Annotated in this window: 15 protein-coding genes; 12 read left to right on the forward strand and 3 right to left on the reverse strand. The window is 47.0% G+C overall.

The window, feature by feature from the left end:
* Positions 1-56 precede the first annotated feature (56 nt).
* Complete coding sequence (dnaK, locus tag NIES593_RS12875) at positions 57-2,096, reverse strand: molecular chaperone DnaK (protein WP_073599965.1); 2,040 nt, start codon at positions 2,094-2,096, stop codon at positions 57-59.
* 147 nt (positions 2,097-2,243) lie between these two features.
* Positions 2,244-3,029 carry a nucleotide exchange factor GrpE gene (gene grpE / locus NIES593_RS12880; protein WP_073599966.1) on the reverse strand — a complete coding sequence of 262 codons (786 nt, stop codon included), beginning with the start codon at positions 3,027-3,029 and terminating at the stop codon, positions 2,244-2,246.
* Positions 3,030-3,252: 223 nt separating this feature from the next.
* Between grpE and NIES593_RS12885 the strand changes: the two genes are divergently transcribed.
* From NIES593_RS12885 to NIES593_RS12920, 9 genes are all read left to right on the forward strand, one after another.
* The gene (locus NIES593_RS12885; protein WP_073599967.1) at positions 3,253-5,274 is read left to right on the forward strand and encodes a GspE/PulE family protein; all 2,022 of its coding nucleotides are present in this window, start codon (positions 3,253-3,255) and stop codon (positions 5,272-5,274) included.
* Between the two features lie 63 nt (positions 5,275-5,337).
* Entirely contained in the window at positions 5,338-6,447 is a 1,110-nt protein-coding gene (locus NIES593_RS12890) for a type IV pilus twitching motility protein PilT (RefSeq protein ID WP_073599968.1), read from the forward strand.
* Positions 6,448-6,480: 33 nt separating this feature from the next.
* Positions 6,481-7,701: a type II secretion system F family protein gene (locus NIES593_RS12895; RefSeq protein WP_073599969.1), complete on the forward strand. Its 1,221-nt coding sequence runs from the start codon at positions 6,481-6,483 to the stop codon at positions 7,699-7,701.
* Positions 7,702-7,809: 108 nt separating this feature from the next.
* Positions 7,810-8,385 (forward strand): hypothetical protein, encoded by a 576-nt coding sequence (locus NIES593_RS12900; protein WP_073599970.1) that lies wholly within the window; start codon positions 7,810-7,812, stop codon positions 8,383-8,385.
* A gap of 137 nt (positions 8,386-8,522) precedes the next feature.
* The gene (locus NIES593_RS12905) at positions 8,523-10,598 is read left to right on the forward strand and encodes a M3 family metallopeptidase (protein WP_073599971.1); all 2,076 of its coding nucleotides are present in this window, start codon (positions 8,523-8,525) and stop codon (positions 10,596-10,598) included.
* Between the two features lie 97 nt (positions 10,599-10,695).
* Positions 10,696-12,243, forward strand: coding sequence for a bifunctional aminoglycoside phosphotransferase/ATP-binding protein (locus NIES593_RS12910; protein WP_073599972.1), 1,548 nt, complete (start codon positions 10,696-10,698; stop codon positions 12,241-12,243).
* A 163-nt stretch (positions 12,244-12,406) separates the two neighbouring features.
* A complete protein-coding gene (gene ftsH3 / locus NIES593_RS12915) occupies positions 12,407-14,263 on the forward strand; it encodes an ATP-dependent zinc metalloprotease FtsH3 (protein ID WP_073599973.1) in 1,857 nt (618 codons plus the stop codon).
* A 107-nt stretch (positions 14,264-14,370) separates the two neighbouring features.
* Positions 14,371-14,547, forward strand: a complete 177-nt coding sequence (locus NIES593_RS24185; RefSeq protein ID WP_175561124.1) for a hypothetical protein — start codon at positions 14,371-14,373, stop codon at positions 14,545-14,547.
* A gap of 130 nt (positions 14,548-14,677) precedes the next feature.
* Complete coding sequence (locus NIES593_RS12920) at positions 14,678-15,061, forward strand: DUF4346 domain-containing protein (RefSeq protein WP_073599974.1); 384 nt, start codon at positions 14,678-14,680, stop codon at positions 15,059-15,061.
* Here NIES593_RS12920 and psb32 read toward each other — a convergent pair.
* The gene (psb32, locus tag NIES593_RS12925) at positions 15,058-15,783 is read right to left on the reverse strand and encodes a photosystem II repair protein Psb32 (RefSeq protein ID WP_073599975.1); all 726 of its coding nucleotides are present in this window, start codon (positions 15,781-15,783) and stop codon (positions 15,058-15,060) included. The two genes, NIES593_RS12920 and psb32, sit on opposite strands and share 4 nt — an antisense overlap.
* Positions 15,784-16,004: 221 nt before the next feature.
* On the opposite strand from psb32, the gene NIES593_RS12930 reads away from it, so the two are divergent.
* The 3 genes from NIES593_RS12930 (at position 16,005) to NIES593_RS12940 (ending at position 18,031) form a co-directional block, all read left to right on the forward strand.
* Positions 16,005-16,490, forward strand: a complete 486-nt coding sequence (locus NIES593_RS12930) for a photosystem I reaction center protein subunit XI (protein ID WP_015143921.1) — start codon at positions 16,005-16,007, stop codon at positions 16,488-16,490.
* A 63-nt stretch (positions 16,491-16,553) separates the two neighbouring features.
* A complete protein-coding gene (locus NIES593_RS12935; protein WP_015143920.1) occupies positions 16,554-16,670 on the forward strand; it encodes a photosystem I reaction center subunit VIII in 117 nt (38 codons plus the stop codon).
* A gap of 191 nt (positions 16,671-16,861) precedes the next feature.
* Complete coding sequence (locus NIES593_RS12940; RefSeq protein ID WP_073599976.1) at positions 16,862-18,031, forward strand: anhydro-N-acetylmuramic acid kinase; 1,170 nt, start codon at positions 16,862-16,864, stop codon at positions 18,029-18,031.
* The last annotated feature ends 68 nt before the right edge of the window (positions 18,032-18,099 follow it).

Here is an 18,099-nt window from a genome sequence, read left to right on the forward strand (position 1 = left end):
ATGACTGGGAGTTATTCTTTCCTCCGCTTTGTGTCCTTCGTTCTCCGTCCTTATTCCTAGTCTACTGCTTCATAATCGCTGGCAACCGTTTCATCCTCATCAAAATCGAAGCTGTACTCTTCGGTTCCTTCCGTCGTATAATTATAGTCTTCTTCTCCTTGCGCGATCGCGTACTCTTCTTTATCTAAGGCAAAAGTTTGAGTTCGTTCGCTGAACTCAGTTTCACCTTCACTGTAGGTTAAGTTTGGCGAGCCGACGGTTTCAAAGTTTTGAGCGACTTCTGGATTACCTTTTTGATAAATTTGAGTACCGATTGTCAAGAGAACTTGTCGGAATGCTTCTATACCGATCTTCAGCCTTTCGGGATTAATGGGAACTTCTCTAAGAATGACTTCCAACTGTTCCTTTCTCTGCTTGCTTTTGACTTTGAGGTCTTCGCTAATGTAGGCAGCGTTTTCTTCTAGAGTGGTTTCGTAGGTGTGGAATAAGCTATCTGCTTGATTTCTGAGTTCGATCAGTTGCAGTTGACGGCGGTCTTGTTCGGCAAATCTTTCGGCTTCTTGCCGCATTCGCTCGATTTCGCCACTTTTGAGTCCGCCGGTCTGATTGATGGCAATGCTTTGTTCTCGACCCGTTCCCTGGTCTTGAGCCGAAACTTTAAGAATTCCGTTTACGTCAATTTCAAAAGATACTTCGATTTGAGGTACGCCGCGCGGTGCTGGCGGGATTCCCGTGAGGACGAACTTGCCCAGGCTGTGGTTATCCTTAGCCATCGCCCGTTCTCCTTGAAGAACGTGAATTTCTACTGAGGTTTGTCCGTCTGAGGCGGTGGAAAAAACTTGGGATTTGCTGGTAGGAATGGTGGTGTTGCGATCGATAATTTTGGTGAAGACTTCGCCGAGGGTTTCGATTCCCAGCGAGAGGGGAGTGACGTCTAGGAGCAGTAAATCTTCGACTTCGCCGCCTAAAATTCCCCCTTGGATGGCTGCGCCCAAGGCAACGGCTTCGTCTGGATTGATAGAGCGATCGATTTGAGAGCTGCCGACCAAGCGCTGGAGCGTCTTTTGCACGGCGGGAATGCGAGTTGAACCGCCAACGAGAATCGCGCGATCGATCTCGCTCGGTTTGAGTCCGGCATCTCTGAGCGCTTGCTCGACTGGTCCGACAGTTGCCTCGACCAGATGGTTGGTCAGTTCTTCAAATTTTGCCCGCGTGAGTTCGGTTTCTAGATGCTTTGGACCGCTTTCGTCTGCCGTGATAAAGGGAAGATTGATCGAGGTGGTGAGCATGCTGGAAAGCTCGATTTTAGCTTTTTCAGCGGCTTCTCGCAGGCGCTGTAGCGCCATTTTATCGGTTGCTAGGTCGATTCCCTCTTGGGCTTTGAATTCGTCGATCGCCCAGCGAACGATAACGTTGTCGAAGTCGTCGCCTCCGAGGTGATTGTTGCCAGCGGTGGCTTTGACTTCAAACACTCCATTGCCAAGTTGAAGGACGGAGACATCAAACGTTCCGCCCCCTAGATCGTAGACGAGAATGTATTGTTCTTCTTCTTGTTTGTCTAAGCCGTAGGCGAGGGCTGCGGCCGTGGGTTCGTTAATGATTCGCAAGACTTCCAAGCCCGCGATCGTTCCCGCATCTTTGGTTGCCTGCCGCTGGGCATCGGTAAAGTAGGCGGGAACGGTAATGACGGCTTCTCTAACAGGTTCGCCCAGAAAAGCCTCGGCATCGGCTTTGAGCTTTTGCAGAATCATCGAGGAGATTTCTTGGGGCGTGAAAGCGCGATCGCGGATTTGCACGTTAACGGTATCGTCTCGACCTCTAACGCATTGGTAAGGAACTCGCGATCGCTCTTGTTCTGTCTCGTCCCACCGACGACCGATGAAGCGCTTGATACTGTAGACGGTATTTTCTGAATTGGTAACGGATTGCCGCTTTGCCAACTGACCTACGAGACGTTGATTTGCTTTCCCAAATCCAACGATACTGGGAGTTGTTCTCGCTCCTTCCGAATTGGGGATGACTACTGGTTTTCCCACTTCTAGCACGGATACACAACTATTAGTCGTCCCCAGGTCAATACCAATGACTTTTCCCATAGCGCTTCGGCAATAAAACCATCTAAGATCGGGAGTTAACTTTTAGAGAAGCTGTCAGTCATTTTAGTGTAAATTTAACTAACTCTTCTCCCAAAAAAAAAGCTCCTAAAAGCTCTATTATCACGCTTTTATTACAATCTCGCAAATTTAACTTTCCTGATTTTCGAGATTTTCTTTCTCGGTTGTCTCTTCTTGTGAAGTTATCGTGGGTTCTTTAGGCGCAGCAACTTTGACCATTGCATGGCGAAGGACGCGATCGCCGAGAGTATATCCGCGAACCAGTTGTTCTAGTACTGTCCCTTCTGGATGTTCGTCCGTTTGTTCTCGAAGCATTGCTTCGTGGTAATTAGGATCGAAAGGCTGCCCTTCTGGACGCATTGCCGAAACGCCGAGACGCTTGAGTCCATCTACCAGGTTTTTGTAAACTCCCTGATAGCTTTTGTGGATTGCCATCTCTCCTTCATTAACTGGTTTGATCTGGGTTCGTGCCCGCTCGAAATTATCTACTACTTGCAAAAGTTCGCCAATTGTCTTGCACTTGACTTGAACTTCGAGTTCTTCTTTTTCTTTTTGGGTGCGCTTGCGGAAATTATCGAACTCGGCAGCTAGAGAGAGATACCGTTTCTTTAAGGCATCTACTTGTTGGTTTTGCTGCTCGAGTTGCTGTTTGAGGCTTTCATTTTCCTGGTTCAGGGCTTTTATGATTTGAGCGGGTTCTGGCAATTCAGTGATTTTTTCTGATTCTGGCAACTCGGCTTCTCCTGCTGCGCCGATCGTATCTTGGAAGGAAGTTTCAGTAGTTGCAGCTGCTTCTGGTTGGCTTGCGCTGGCATTGGGTTGACCGAACTCTTCCTTCTCGATTTTCTCAGAAGAATTTAAATTTTGCTGGCTCTCTACTGGATTGGTTTCTGGCTGCTTTTGCTCGTCAATCATAAGGCACTTCTGTCTACTCTCAAGAGATTTTATTAGTTTTCTCTCGTGCTTACTTTACTTGAGTCTGTTTTCTCTGTGGGTTGATGAATTCATTAAACTCAAATGTAACATTTTGTGAGATGGGTTGACCCAATCTCTTGCTCATCCTTTTTCATAGCTCCTATTAAATTTTTGTCTGACTTTGGGAATACTCAGTGTTGTTAGAAGATCTCGTCGCGACACTATGGCTTACTCTTCATCTTCAAAGCGGACTCGAGCCGTTGCTTTACGCAATTATTTTTCGCCTTTTGGGAACAAATTGATTCAAGCGGGTCATGCTACGCCCGAACAAATGCAGCAAGCCTTAATCGAAACTCGTAAGTCCGGTCGTACTTTGGTTGAGGTTCTCCAGTCGATCGTGGGTCGCGAACTCCCCGCCGATTTGGTTCGCCAGTATAAAAAACATCATTTATTTGAACTCAAAATTCTGTATGGAGTTGATTGCCTCGACCCAGAACTCGATCCCATCGCTAATAACGAGATGGCGGATCTCATCGAAACCTTAATTGCGATCGACGTTTGTCGCCGTTATAAGCTAGTTCCCCTCAAAAAGCTCGATACTCAACCCCCTAGCGTTTTAGTGGCGATGGTCGATCCGGATAACTTGGAAGCTCAAGATGACCTCAACCGCATCTTGCGCCCCAAAGATATCAAACTCCAGCGCACGGTCATTACCCAGGAAGATTACGAGAGACTTCTGGAACAATATTACGAGATACAGACTGAAAGAGAAAAAGAAAAAGAGCGGCTTCAAAAAGAAAAAGACCTCGAAAAATTAGCCGATCTTAGCGGGATCGTCGAAAATTTAGACGTTAACCTTCAAGAAGCGCAAGACGAAATCAACGACGATCTGGGGGCTAACGAAGCCAATCAAGCCCCCGTCATCAATCTGGTCAACAAAATTTTGGCAAAAGCCTTACAGGAAAATGTTTCTGACATTCACGTCGAGCCTCAAGAAGAATATCTGCGAGTGCGCTACCGCAAAGATGGGGTGCTTCAGCAAGCCTTCGACCCCCTGCCCAAAAAGATTACGCCAGCCGTAGTCGCGCGTTTCAAAATTATGGCAGAGTTGGACATTGCCGAGCGACGCTTGCCCCAAGACGGGAAAATTCGGCGGATGTTTCAAGGTCGCAAAGTGGACTTTCGGGTTAATACCCTACCCAGCCGCTACGGAGAGAAGGTCTGTTTGCGGATTCTCGATAACTCGGCAACTCAGCTTGGTTTGGATAAGTTGATTACCGACCAGAGAACCCTAGATATCGTTCGAGAAATGGCAAGCCGTCCCTTCGGATTGATCTTGGTAACGGGTCCGACGGGTTCCGGAAAGTCTACCTCGCTGTACTCGGTTCTAGCAGAACGAAACCATCCCGGCGTCAACATCAGTACGGCAGAAGACCCGATCGAATATTCGCTGCCAGGGATTACGCAGGTGCAGGTCATTCGCGAAAAAGGGATGGACTTTGCCAATATTCTCAGGGCATTCATGCGGCAAGACCCAGACGTAATTCTAGTAGGTGAGACGCGAGATAAAGAAACGGCAAAAACGGCGATTGAAGCCGCACTGACGGGTCACTTGGTTTTGACTACCTTGCACACTAACGACGCGGCAGGCGCGATCGCCCGTCTCGACGAAATGGGAGTCGAACCATTTATGATTTCTGGCTCGTTAATCGGCGTTCTGGCTCAGCGTCTCATGCGCCGCGTCTGTACCGAATGTCGCATTCCTTATCATCCAACCAAAGAAGAACTCGCTCGATTCGGCTTCTCGGCTTCTAACGAAGGAGAAGTTACCTTCTACAAAGCTAACACCTTAACCCCCGAAGAAATTCAAGAAGCCAAAACGAAAGGCACTCTCTGCGCTAAGTGCGGCGGTGGCGGTTACAAAGGACGGGTTGGCGTTTATGAGGTAATGCAAAACAGCGAGCGCTTGCAAAGCTTAATCAACCAAGGTGCAACCACCGACCGAATCAAAGAAGCAGCCGTCGAAGAGGGCATGACGACGCTGCTGGCTTACAGCTTAAATCTGGTGCGAGAAGGCTATACAACCCTAGAAGAAGTAGAGCGAGTAACGTTTACCGATTCCGGTTTAGAGGCAGAACTCAAAGCCAAACGCAAAACCGCTCTGACTTGTCGGACTTGTCATGCCGAACTGGTGCCAGAGTGGTTGGATTGTCCTTATTGCATGACCCCTCGCTTCAGCGATTGATTTTTTGTTAGTTGCTCAATAACTAATAACCAATAACCAATAACTAATTTGGAGACTATGGCTATGGATTTAATGATTGAAGACTTAATGGAGCGTTTGGTAGAGATGGGCGGCTCGGACATGCACATCCAAGCAGGCGCGCCTATTTACTTTCGGGTGAGCGGCAAGCTAGCTCCTATCGACGACCAGCCTCTCAATCCTCAAGAATGCCAAAAATTAATCTTCAGCATGCTCAACAACACCCAACGCAAGGAATTAGAGCAGAATTGGGAGCTGGATTGTTCCTATGGCGTTAAAGGATTAGCCCGCTTCCGGGTCAACGTTTATAAAGAGCGGGGTTGCTATGCAGCGTGTTTGAGAGCTTTGTCTTCCAAAATTCCTAACTTCGACCAGCTTGGATTGCCCGATGTCGTCCGCGAAATGGCAGAAAGACCGAGAGGGCTGATTTTGGTGACGGGACAAACGGGATCGGGGAAAACAACCACTTTGGCAGCAATTCTAGACCTAATCAACCGCACGAGAGCCGAACATATTTTGACAGTGGAAGACCCGATTGAATATGTCTTCCCCAATGTTAAAAGCCTATTCCACCAACGACAAAAGGGAGAGGATACTAAGAGTTTTGCCAATGCTCTCAAAGCGGCGCTGCGCGAAGATCCCGATATTATCCTGGTAGGAGAAATGCGGGATTTAGAGACGATTTCGCTAGCGATTTCGGCAGCAGAAACGGGTCACTTGGTATTTGGAACGCTACACACCAGCTCGGCTGCGGGTACGGTAGACCGAATCATTGACGTGTTTCCAGCCAACCAGCAAGCTCAAATCAGAGCAATGCTGTCTAACTCCTTACTCGCCGTTTTCAGCCAATGTTTGGTGAAGAAGAAAAACCCCAAACCGGGCGAATACGGTCGGTGTTTGGCACAGGAGATTATGGTAGTCACCCCAGCGATCGCTAACTTGATCCGAGAAGGAAAAGCACCTCAAGTTTACTCAGCGATTCAAACTGGAGGAAAACTGGGAATGCAAACCATGGAACAAGCGCTTGCCAATCTGATTCTCAGTGGCACTGTTTCATTTGAGGAAGCGATTTCCAAGAGCAGCAAACCCGATGAATTACAGCGCCTTGTTAGCGGTGGCGCGCTAACAAATCCCAAAGCGAAAGTCCGCGCTTGATGAGTTGTCCAATTGTAAATTGTGAATTGACCTATGCCTACTTTTATTGCTCAAGTTATTGATTCTTCAGGGAAAACCCACCAAGAAAAAGTGGAGGCGATGTCTCCAGAACAAGTCCGCACCCTACTCAAAGGGAAATATGCCACGATTGGAAAAATCAAAAAAGCGGGACTGAATATGGATATCGATCTATCCGGTTTAGAGCTAGCTCTTAGTAAAGTCTCCGTCAAAGACAAAGCTGTTTTTTCCCGTCAATTTTCGGTAATGATCGACGCGGGGGTAGCAATTGTCCGCTCCTTGGCGGTTTTAGCCGACCAGTCTCCCAATCCCAAGCTCAAGAAAGCCCTTTTGGCGATTAGTGCTGACGTTCAGCAGGGAGGCAATCTTTCTGATGCCATGAGCAAACACCCTGAATGCTTCGATGAGCTTTATGTCTATATGGTAGAAGCAGGCGAAGCAGGTGGCGTTCTCGACGAGGTGCTGAACCGATTGGCTAAGCTGTTGGAGGATATGGCGCGGCTGCAAAACCAAATCAAATCGTCTATGGCTTATCCAGTTGCAGTTGGGATCTTGGCAGTGGTCGTATTTTTCGCGATGACCGTCTTTCTTATCCCTATTTTTGCCAACATCTTCAAAAGCTTGGGGGCAGAATTACCTGCGTTGACCAAGTTTATGCTCTTTTTGAGCGACATCATGAGAAGTCCAAAAATTCTCATTCCTATCGTTGCCATCATGGTGACTGTTTTCTTGATTAGACGATACTATAAAACGCCCGCCGGACGCTTGCAGATAGATGCTTTGATGCTGAAGCTGCCACTTTTTGGGGATTTGAATGAAAAATCAGCCGTGGCTCGTTTCTGTCGGGTATTTGGAACTTTGACTCGTTCGGGCGTACCTATCATTCAGTCCCTAGAGATAGTCTGCAATACCGTGGGCAATCAAGTGATTGCTAACGCGATCTCGGCAGCCAAGGCGGAAATTCAGCAAGGTGGCATGATGAGTCTGGCGTTGCAAAAAGCTAACGTGTTTCCTCCTCTGGCGATTCAAATGATCAGCATTGGGGAAGAGACGGGGGAGCTGGATTCGATGATGATGAAAGTTGCTGATTTCTATGAAGATGAAGTAGAACAAGCCCTCAAAGCTTTAACTAGCATTCTAGAACCTTTGATGATGGTCGCGATCGCTGGGATGGTAGGAACCATTCTGCTGTCTATGTATCTACCGATGTTCTCTATCTTCGATCAACTCGGATAATGAATGCCGAATTCTGAATGATGAATTGTGAATTATGAAAAGAATCGCTTCTAAAAACTTATTTTTCATCGTTCATCATTCACAAGTTTTCCTCCTTCTTATAACGTTATGTCTGTCAAACAATCTGATTACGAAACCCTGCTGTCGGAGTACAGTAGCCGCGAAGGTGCGATCGCGCTCCTCAAACAGTATCGCTCTTATCTGGAGATGATTCCTAGCATGCGTCGCCCAGAGGAAAGCTTGATTACCATTCCTTTACCAGTTGCGAGAATTCGCAGATCTCAATCTGTCGGTCAAGAGGGCGCGAGTGCGGCAAATTTAAGAGAAACGATTCATTTGCCCTGCGATCTCGCAATTCTTACCTGCGATCCGGAGTGGAAAATTAAAATGGAGACGGAAATCCTGGTTTTTATCCATCGTCCCCAAGAAGATTTTTCTCAGTTGCTCGGTCGTTGGCGCAAGATGCAGGTTTATTTGGATAGGGATTATGAATGGTTGATGCCCCTCAGCGAGCAACACATGTTGAGCGAAGGAGTCGCCAAAACCTACCCTCTATTTATCGTTTTTGAAACAACGCCTTTTAGGATTAAGCGAGGATTGGCAGGTGCGGGTTTGCCCTTTTTAACTCAAACGCCAGAGTTAGATATATCTGAAGAGATGGCACAAGTACCTTCATGGGATTGACCTTCAATCCGCTAACGTCGAGCAAATGTATCGAAGTCAAATAGAGAAATTTCCAAACCAGCGATCGCGGCAACATATCCTTCAATCGCGCTAGGGTAAGAAATAGCGAACTACATAGAGATATAAATTACCCAAGCATGACTAACGCGACTGCGATCGACAATCCCTTGCTCATCGGAAAAGGACTTCCTCCCTTTGACAAAATCCAGCCGGAACACATCGTTCCCGCGATGACCCAACTATTAGCCGAGTTAGAAACCGAACTCGCTAACCTAGAAGCCAATGTTACTCCCACTTGGTCGGGTTTAGTCGAACCCCTGACTAAAATTGAAGAACGCTTAACCTGGAGTTGGGGAATCGTAGGACATTTGATGGGCGTAAAAAATAGTCCCGAATTGCGGCAAGCTTACGAAACCGTCCAGCCCCAAGTCGTTCAATTTATCAATAAACTCAGCCAAAGCAAACCCCTCTACGAGGCGTTTAAAGCGTTGCGCGACGGACAGGAGTGGAATGCGCTCGAAAGCGCCCAAAAACGCATTGTCGAGTCAGCTATCCGCGATGCAGAACTATCGGGAGTGGGACTCGAAGCAGAAAAACAGGAACGCTTTAACCAAATTCAACTGGAGTTGGCGGAACTTGCTACTAAGTTTTCTAATAATGTCTTGGATGCAACCAAAGCCTTTAAACTCAAACTAACGGATAAGCAAGACGTAGATGGTTTACCCGCTAGCCTTCTCAGTTTAGCTGCCCAAACTGCCCGCGCAGAAGGAGAAGAGAACGCTACGCCAGAGGAAGGACCTTGGGTGATTACGCTAGACTACCCCAGCTATCTTCCCTTTATGAAATACAGTACCAATCGGGAATTGCGGGAAAAACTCTACAAAGCTTTCATTAGTCGCGCCTCTAGCGGCGAATTAGACAACAATCCTTTAATCGACATAATTCTACAACTGCGCCAAGAAAAAGCCGCATTACTAGGATATAACAGTTATGCGGAAGTCAGTCTCGCTAGAAAAATGGCTCCCGGCGTAGAAGCTGTAGAAAACTTACTCGAAGAACTGCGCGGTGCGAGTTATGATGCGGCTGTAAAGGAATTAGAAGAGTTAAAAGCGTTTGCCCAAACCGACGATTTGACCCCCTGGGATATTGCTTTTTGGTCGGAAAGACAACGAGAAGCCAAGTTTGATTTTAATGCCGAGGAGTTACGCCCATATTTTCCTTTACCACAAGTGTTAGAAGGATTATTTAGCTTGGTTAAGCGTATCTTTGCAGTCACGATTATTCCTGCGGACGGACAAGCCCCAGTTTGGCAGGAAGATGTACGCTATTTCCAGATTAACAATGAAGCTGGAGAAGCGATCGCCTATTTCTATCTCGATCCCTATAGCCGTCCTGCCGAAAAACGCGGCGGTGCTTGGATGGATGATTGCATCGGTCGGGCGAAAATGGTAGATGGCAGCATTCGTTTACCCGTCGCTTATCTGATCTGCAATCAAACCCCTCCCGTCGATGGCCAACCCAGTTTAATGACTTTTGATGAAGTGACTACCCTTTTCCACGAATTCGGTCACGGATTGCAACACATGCTGACCAAAGTAGATTATTCTGGGGCGGCAGGAATTAATAATGTGGAATGGGATGCGGTCGAGTTGCCCAGTCAGTTTATGGAAAACTGGTGTTACGATCGCGCTACCCTATTTAGCATGGCAAGGCATTACGAAACTGGGGAACCTTTGCCAGAACATTATTATCAGAAATTACTAGCTGCCAAGAATTACATGAGCGGTTTTGCCATGTTGCGGCAGTTGCACTTTAGTTTGCTCGATCTCGAACTGCACCATCGCTATCAACCAGGCGGCGAAGAAACGCCCTACCAAGTGCGCGATCGCATTGCTAAAATCACTACCGTTATCCCACCTTTACCGGAAGATGCTTTCTTGTGTTCGTTCGGACATATCTTTGCTGGCGGTTATGCGGCTGGTTATTATAGCTACAAATGGGCAGAAGTTCTCAGTGCTGATGCTTTTGCTGCCTTTGAGGAGGCGGGGTTAGAGAATGAAGATGCTGTAACTACAACTGGAAAACGTTTCCGAGATACGGTGTTGGGGTTAGGAGGAAGTTTCCATCCGATGGAAGTCTTCAAAGCTTTCCGAGGACGAGAACCCAAAACCGAACCATTACTGAGACACAGTGGCTTGCTAGCGGCTTCTTAAAATTAGATAATGCGGGCAATATGCCCGCCAATTTTTTTGGGGAAAAAGTCAGCTTTATGCCCTAGGTATCCGGTTTAAGTCGCTAGCTTATCAAACTATGTCTGCCACATTTACTCCTCTCATCGAACAAATGCAAAAACCGGAATTTTATCCCCATCCGGTTCGAGAACCCATTCAATTAATTCAAACTCACTGTTCTTCTGTTTTGTTGGCTGGAGATTATGTCTATAAACTCAAAAAATCTGTCAATTTTGGCTTTTTAGACTTTTCTACTTTAGGCAAACGACAACATTTTTTAAATGAAGAACTACGACTGAATAAAGCGATCGCACCGGATATTTATCTAGAAGTTTTGCCAATTACTCAAGTCAGAGACAGGTTTATCTTAGACGGCACGGGAGAACCAGTAGAATACGTTCTCAAAATGCATCGATTTCCCCAAGAAAATCTATTTATTAATATGATCGAGCAAGGAAAGCTGACAGAAACCCATCTTGAGGATTTAGGGAAAGTTGTGGCTCGCTTTCACCGTCAAACTGCGACTAACGATTACATACGGAGTTTTGGCGAAGTAGAAAAAATTAAAGAAGCAGTCGATGAAAATTACGACCAAACTGAGAAATATATAGGAATCGCTCAAACGCAAAAGCAATATGATGAAACCAAACAATTTAGCGATAATTTTTTCTCCCAAAAGAAAGCATTATTTAAACACCGCCAAGACAGCGATCGCATTAGAGAATGTCATGGTGATTTACATCTAAAAAATATTTGTCTGTGGCACGATAAAATCCAACTGTTCGATCGCATTGAATTTAACGAACCGTTTCGGTTTGTCGATGTCATGTACGACGTTGCCTTTACGGTAATGGATTTAGACGCGCGGGGAAGAAAGGACTTTAGTAATATTTTTCTCAATACGTATTTAGAAGAAACTGGCGACTGGCAAGGATTGCAAGTCTTGCCACTTTATTTGAGCCGCCAAGCTTATGTTAGAGCCAAAGTTACCTCATTATTATTAGACGATCCCGCTATTTCTGAGGAAGATAAACAAATCGCCAGACAAACGGCAGCCAACTATTATCGATTAGCTTGGGAATATACTAGAACTACGAGGGGACAACTGATTTTAATGTCGGGATTGTCGGGTTCGGGAAAAACCACTGTGGCAAAACAGCTAGCCAAGCGTATTGGTGCAATTCACATTCGTTCCGATGCGGTACGTAAGCATCTAGCAGGAATTGAGATCTCCGAACGAGGAGGAGACCAACTCTATACCCCGCAGATGAGCCAAAAAACCTACGAACGTTTGTTGGAATTGGGTAAAATGCTTGTGAGCGAAGGATATTCAGTCATCTTGGATGCCAAATACGATCGGCACAGATGGCGAGATCCTGCTATTGACTATGCTTGCTCCAATAATATCCCCTTATGGATTATTCATTGTAGCGCTCCGATGGAAGTGTTGCGCGATCGCATTTTGCAGCGAACCAAAGACATCTCAGATGCGACTGTTGACTTGCTCGCGCAGCAGCGAGCAACAGCCGAACCCTTTAGCGAACTCGAACGAGCCTACGTTACTACGATAGACACTACCGATCCAGACTGGATCTCCCAGCTAGACTCACTAGAAAAACCGAAATGAAAATCGATGCTGTCAATAGTTCCTGAGAAACGTTAACATAATTTAACAACGAGTGAATTCAAAGCGAATCCCTAACATTCCAGGAGCGTCGATCTCTAAGCTCAAAATCAATCCTCATAACGATGAATCTATCCTCATCCTCACATCCCAGGAGGCTTAAAGCGTGAACAAAAATAACAATAATAAGAAGTGGCGGAATGCAGGACTGTATGCCTTGCTAGCTATAGTAGTCATTGCCCTAGCGACCGCCTTTTTAGACAGACAACCCCAAAGTCAGGCAACTTGGAGATACGATAAATTCATCTCAGAAGTTACTAGCGGCAGAGTAGAGAGCGTCAAACTGACCGCCGATCGCACCAAAGCGATCGTTCCCGCTCAAGATGGAACGCAAGTCTTGGTCAACCTTCTGCCCAACGATCCTCAGTTGATCGACTTTCTAACCAAAAACGGGGTAGACATCTCGGTGCTTCCCCAAAAGGATGATGGCGTTTGGTTCCGCGCTCTGAGCAGCCTTTTCTTCCCCATCTTGTTGCTGGTAGGACTGTTCTTACTCCTGCGACGCGCTCAAAGCGGTCCGGGTTCTCAAGCGATGAACTTCGGCAAATCTAGAGCCAGAGTGCAAATGGAACCCCAAACCCAGGTGACTTTCGGAGACGTAGCAGGAATCGAACAAGCTAAGCTAGAATTAGCTGAAGTCGTTGACTTCCTCAAAAATGCCGATCGCTTCACGGCAGTTGGGGCAAAAATTCCTAAAGGCGTACTCTTAGTCGGACCTCCCGGAACCGGAAAAACCCTCTTAGCTCGTGCAGTTGCCGGAGAAGCTGGCGTTCCTTTCTTCTCCATCTCTGGTTCGGAATTCGTCGAAATGTTCGTCGGCGTTGGCGCTTCTCGCGTCCGCGATCTGTTTGAGCAAGCAAAAGCCAACGCTCCTTGTATCGTCTTCATCGATGAAATTGATGCCGTCGGTCGTCAGCGGGGTGCTGGTTTGGGCGGCGGTAACGACGAGCGCGAGCAAACTTTGAACCAGTTGCTCACCGAAATGGATGGATTTGAGGGCAATACGGGCATTATTGTCATTGCCGCCACCAACCGTCCCGACGTTCTCGATGCTGCCTTGTTGCGTCCGGGTCGTTTCGATCGCCAGGTCGTCGTCGATCGCCCCGACTATGCAGGTCGCCAAGAAATTCTCAAAGTTCACGCTCGCGGCAAGACCCTCGCCAAGGATGTTGACCTAGATAAGATTGCTCGCCGGACTCCTGGATTCACGGGTGCCGACCTCTCAAACCTCCTGAACGAAGCGGCTATTCTCGCCGCCCGTCGCAACCTCACCGAAATTTCCATGGACGAGGTCAACGACGCGATCGATCGCGTTTTAGCGGGTCCGGAGAAGAAAAACCGGGTCATGAGCGAAAAGCGCAAGACTCTGGTTGCCTATCACGAAGCCGGTCACGCGCTAGTGGGCGCTCTGATGCCCGATTACGACCCCGTACAGAAAATCAGCATCATTCCTCGCGGTCGCGCTGGCGGTTTGACTTGGTTTACGCCTAGCGAAGAGCGCATGGAAGCAGGATTATATTCTCGTGCCTACCTGCAAAATCAAATGGCAGTCGCCCTTGGCGGTCGCATCGCAGAAGAGATCGTCTTCGGCGAAGAAGAAGTGACCACGGGTGCGGCAAACGACCTACAACAGGTAGCGCGAGTCGCGCGTCAGATGATTACGCGCTTCGGTATGAGCGATCGCCTTGGTCCCGTGGCTTTAGGACGGCAGAATGGCGGAATTTTTCTCGGTCGCGACATTGCATCAGATCGCGACTTCTCCGACGAGACGGCAGCAACCATCGACGAAGAAGTCCGCCTTCTCGTCGAGCAAGCTTATCGCCGCGCCAAAGACGTTCTCGTCAACAATCGTCACGTCCTTGACCAATTAGCACAAATCCTCGTCGAGAAAGAAACAGTAGATGCAGAAGAGTTGCAAGCTCTCTTGGCAAACAATGACGTGAAAATGGCAGCTCTAACCTAGTAAGTAATTGTTTCTATTCAAATTGGGCAGCACCAAAGCGTGCTGCTTTTTTTGATGGAAAAAAGCGATCGCTATCAAGACTTATATCGTTTTTCATTCATTCATTAATGACAGAGATAGTCGATCGCCCTCACCCTCAACCCCTCTCCCAATTTGGGAGAGGGGAGAAGAATGTCGATTGCGAAAACCTGAAAATTGGTATTATATCGTTTCTAAAAAAGAACGCTACAGATGATCGAGGAAAAAGCCTTACACCTAAAATTGGGAATTTCAGTCTATTTTAATAGAGTTGAGCTTTAAGCCTAGAACTTTAGTTATAGGCGTTTAAGCTGTACCAGCGACAGTTTGGAAATCGTTTGGAAGTCGCATAATTTTCTACTATAGTAATTAGTCGATCGGAAATTTAATGACAAGATGAATCGATTAGCCGATACCATTACTTCTATCGATAACGAACTTTCCAAACGCCATATCGACCTCGATCCGGGCGGATATTTTATCATTTATCTCGATCGCGAAGCCGGACTGATCTGCGCCAAGCACTTCACCAATCTCATCAACGAAAAAGGCTTAGCCGTCGATCCAGAAACGGGTAAAGTGATTCCCGCCAAGGGCAAAATCGAACGAACTGCCCAAACGCTATATACGGGAAGGACTGCGAAAGAACTTTGCGTGAAAATTTTCGAGCAAACCCAGCCTTGTCCGATCTCGATGCTCGACCATGCAGCGTATTTAGGACGGGAATTCATGCGGGCTGAGTATGCTCTTATCAACGGGACAGAATACGTTCAGGATTAGCGTCCGGGTAAGCCGACGTACCAAAAGTAGGTTGCCATCGGAATTGCTGTTGCTAACACTAACAGCACGACAACCCAGACAGTTGCACTACGATCGTCGGTTTCTTCTGCACTGGCAAAAGTACTCTCAATATTAAGTTCTTGTTGGCTGGGAGGACCGGGATCGGGTTGACCGGAGAGAACGGCGACCAAGCGATCGCTTGCCTCTAACAATGCCTGATTGTACTTGTTGCCTTCTCGCAGAGGAATGGCTACTGTTTCCGAAGCCACGCTCTTGGCGATTTCATCGGACATGATTGCTTTGACAGCTTCCCCAGTACGAATGGCAGTACTATTTGTCAAAGTATCCATGACCAGTAGCGTCTCATTAGCCCGCTCCTCTGGAGTAGGATACCAGTTCGCAAACAGCTTGTCTGCAAAACTGTCAATCGTCTCGTCAAAGTCGAGGCGGCGAATAACTACCATCCTCACTTCATTGCCAGTTTTTTGGGCTAATTGCTTCAAAGCACTGCTCAGCTTGCCTTCATTAGCAAGGCTGATAACCTCCGCCGAATCGACCACCCAAGTTGACGACCCGACCCCCAAAGACGGCAGATCGTACACTCCCGTGGCCTTGGCAGGAGCTGCCATTAAGCCTAATGAAAAAATAAAAGATAGCAAGCCAGCAAATAAACCCACTAAAACCCGTTGTTTGCTATTGTGTGGAGTAAGATTCTGTTCCATTGTCCTTCATCCCAATATTAATCGATCCCAGATTATCATTGGTCATTGGTCATTATCATGTATCTTTCTGCCCTCTTCCTTAACCGAACGATAGAGAAATTCATGAACTTTTCTAACGCTTAGACTAATTTTGACCGTGCGACTACCTGTCCATGCTTAAAATGGATTCTTGAGTTTTTCAAAACTTTCACTTTCTTAATAGAGAGGAGAACTCTAAAAAGATGGCTGATTACAAACAAGTAGTTCAACCTTACAATGGCGATCCCTTTACTGGTCATCTAGCAACCCCCATTTCTGCTTCCGATTTTACTAAAGCTTTTATCGGCAATCTTCCCGCCTATCGTCCGGGGCTATCTCCCCTCCTAAGAGGTCTAGAGATTGGCATGGCTCACGGCTATTTTATTATCGGTCCTTGGGTTTTACTCGGACCGTTACGGGATTCGGAGTTTGCTAGTCTGGGCGGTTTAATTTCAGGTTTAGCAATAATTCTCATTGCAACGGCTTGTTTAGCTAGCTACGGTCTTGTCTCTTTCCAAGGCGGACGAGCGATCGGAACCGGCGATGCATCGCTGAAATCTTCTGAAGGCTGGAGCCAGTTTACGGCTGGTTTCTTTGTCGGCGGCATGGGCGGCGCTTTTACTGCCTATTTCCTCCTAGAAAATTTAGGTGTTATTGATGCCATCATGCGCGGGCTTGTCAATAATTAAGTCTTTTTTTTGCATAGCAATACTCTTCTTGTAATCCTCAAACTTTAGATAGGAGAATTTGAAATGACAGGTACATATGCAGCTTCGTATTTACCTTGGATTCTGATTCCAATTGTTTGTTGGCTCTTGCCAGCCGTTGTCATGGGTCTGTTATTTATTTACATCGAAAGCGAAGCCTAATCTAGACTGCATTTATTATCTAGTACCGAGTTAAAAATAACTAGGAGTAAGTACCCCACTTTCGTGGGGTATTTTCGCGAGATAGAGTACAGAGTTATAAATGTTTTTTTGCAAAAATTCATCCTGACTTCTCAACTTTTCGCGCTCTTTTTCCTATAGTGTTGTTATCGGTCAAGCGAATGAGGAATTAAGTGTACTGCATTGGTTTAATAAGCGGCACCTCTGTCGATGGAATTGATGCTGCTTTAGTAGAAATTACTGGTACGGGGATCGAGCTACAAGTCAAGCTAATAGCTGAAGAAACCTTTCCCTATCCTGCCCGGCTTAGAGAGCAGATTCTAGCGGTTTGTGGCGGACAATCTCTATCGATGGCAGAATTTGCCGAATTAGACGACGCGATCGCAACTCAATTTGCCCTAGCGGCACAGAAAATTCAAACGAGCAATCCCCCCGCACAATTAATTGGTTCTCACGGTCAAACGGTTTTTCATCGACCACCTTTTCTGGAAGAGACAGAGAATCAATCCAAAATCGGTTACAGCCTACAACTGGGACGGGGAGAGGTCATTGCTAATCTGACGGGGATTCCCACCGTCTGTAACTTTCGGGCGGCGGATATTGCAGCGGGGGGACAGGGTGCACCGATGGTTTCCAAGGTCGATGCTTGTTTGCTGAGCCATCCGACTTTGTATCGCTGCGTGCAAAATATTGGTGGCATCGGCAACGTCACCTATCTGCCAGCCCGCCAGCAAAACGACTGGGAGGAGTCGGTTTGCGGTTGGGATACGGGACCGGGAAACGCCTTGCTGGATTTAGCGGTATCTAAACTGACTGGCGGGCGGCAAACATTCGACAAAGACGGCAATTGGGCAGCGCAAGGAATGCCAGATCGGGAACTGGTGGAGCGATGGTTAGCCCATGATTTCTTTCAACAATCGCCGCCCAAGTCTACCGGACGAGAATTATTTAGCCAAACGTATCTAGACGCTTGTTGGCAGGAGGCTCAAACCCATCAACTCAGCGAGGCAGACTGGCTAGCAACTCTGACAGAATTCACCGTAGCTTCAATTGTCCACAGCTATCGTACCTTTTTACCGCGAATGCCCGATGAAGTACTTCTATGTGGTGGCGGCAGTCGCAATCACTATTTAAAACGACGTTTAGAAGAGAAATTGGCGGGCGAAGCGAAGGTTTTAACGACCGATGAAGTCGGAATCAGCGCAAATGCTAAAGAAGCGATCGCGTTTGCCGTTTTAGCTTACTGGCGCTTTTGTTGTTCTTTTCCCGGTAATTTAGTGCAGGTAACTGGAGCAAAACAATCCGTATTACTAGGAGAAATTCATCTTCCCGTCACGACTTAGATAAAACTCAAAATTTTTTTATTTTTGTTGATTGTCATGGCGATCTTTTAAGGATTTTTGGGAATTCT

Origin of the sequence: Hydrococcus rivularis NIES-593 (assembly GCF_001904635.1) — a bacterium.
Lineage (GTDB): Bacteria > Cyanobacteriota > Cyanobacteriia > Cyanobacteriales > Microcystaceae > Hydrococcus > Hydrococcus rivularis.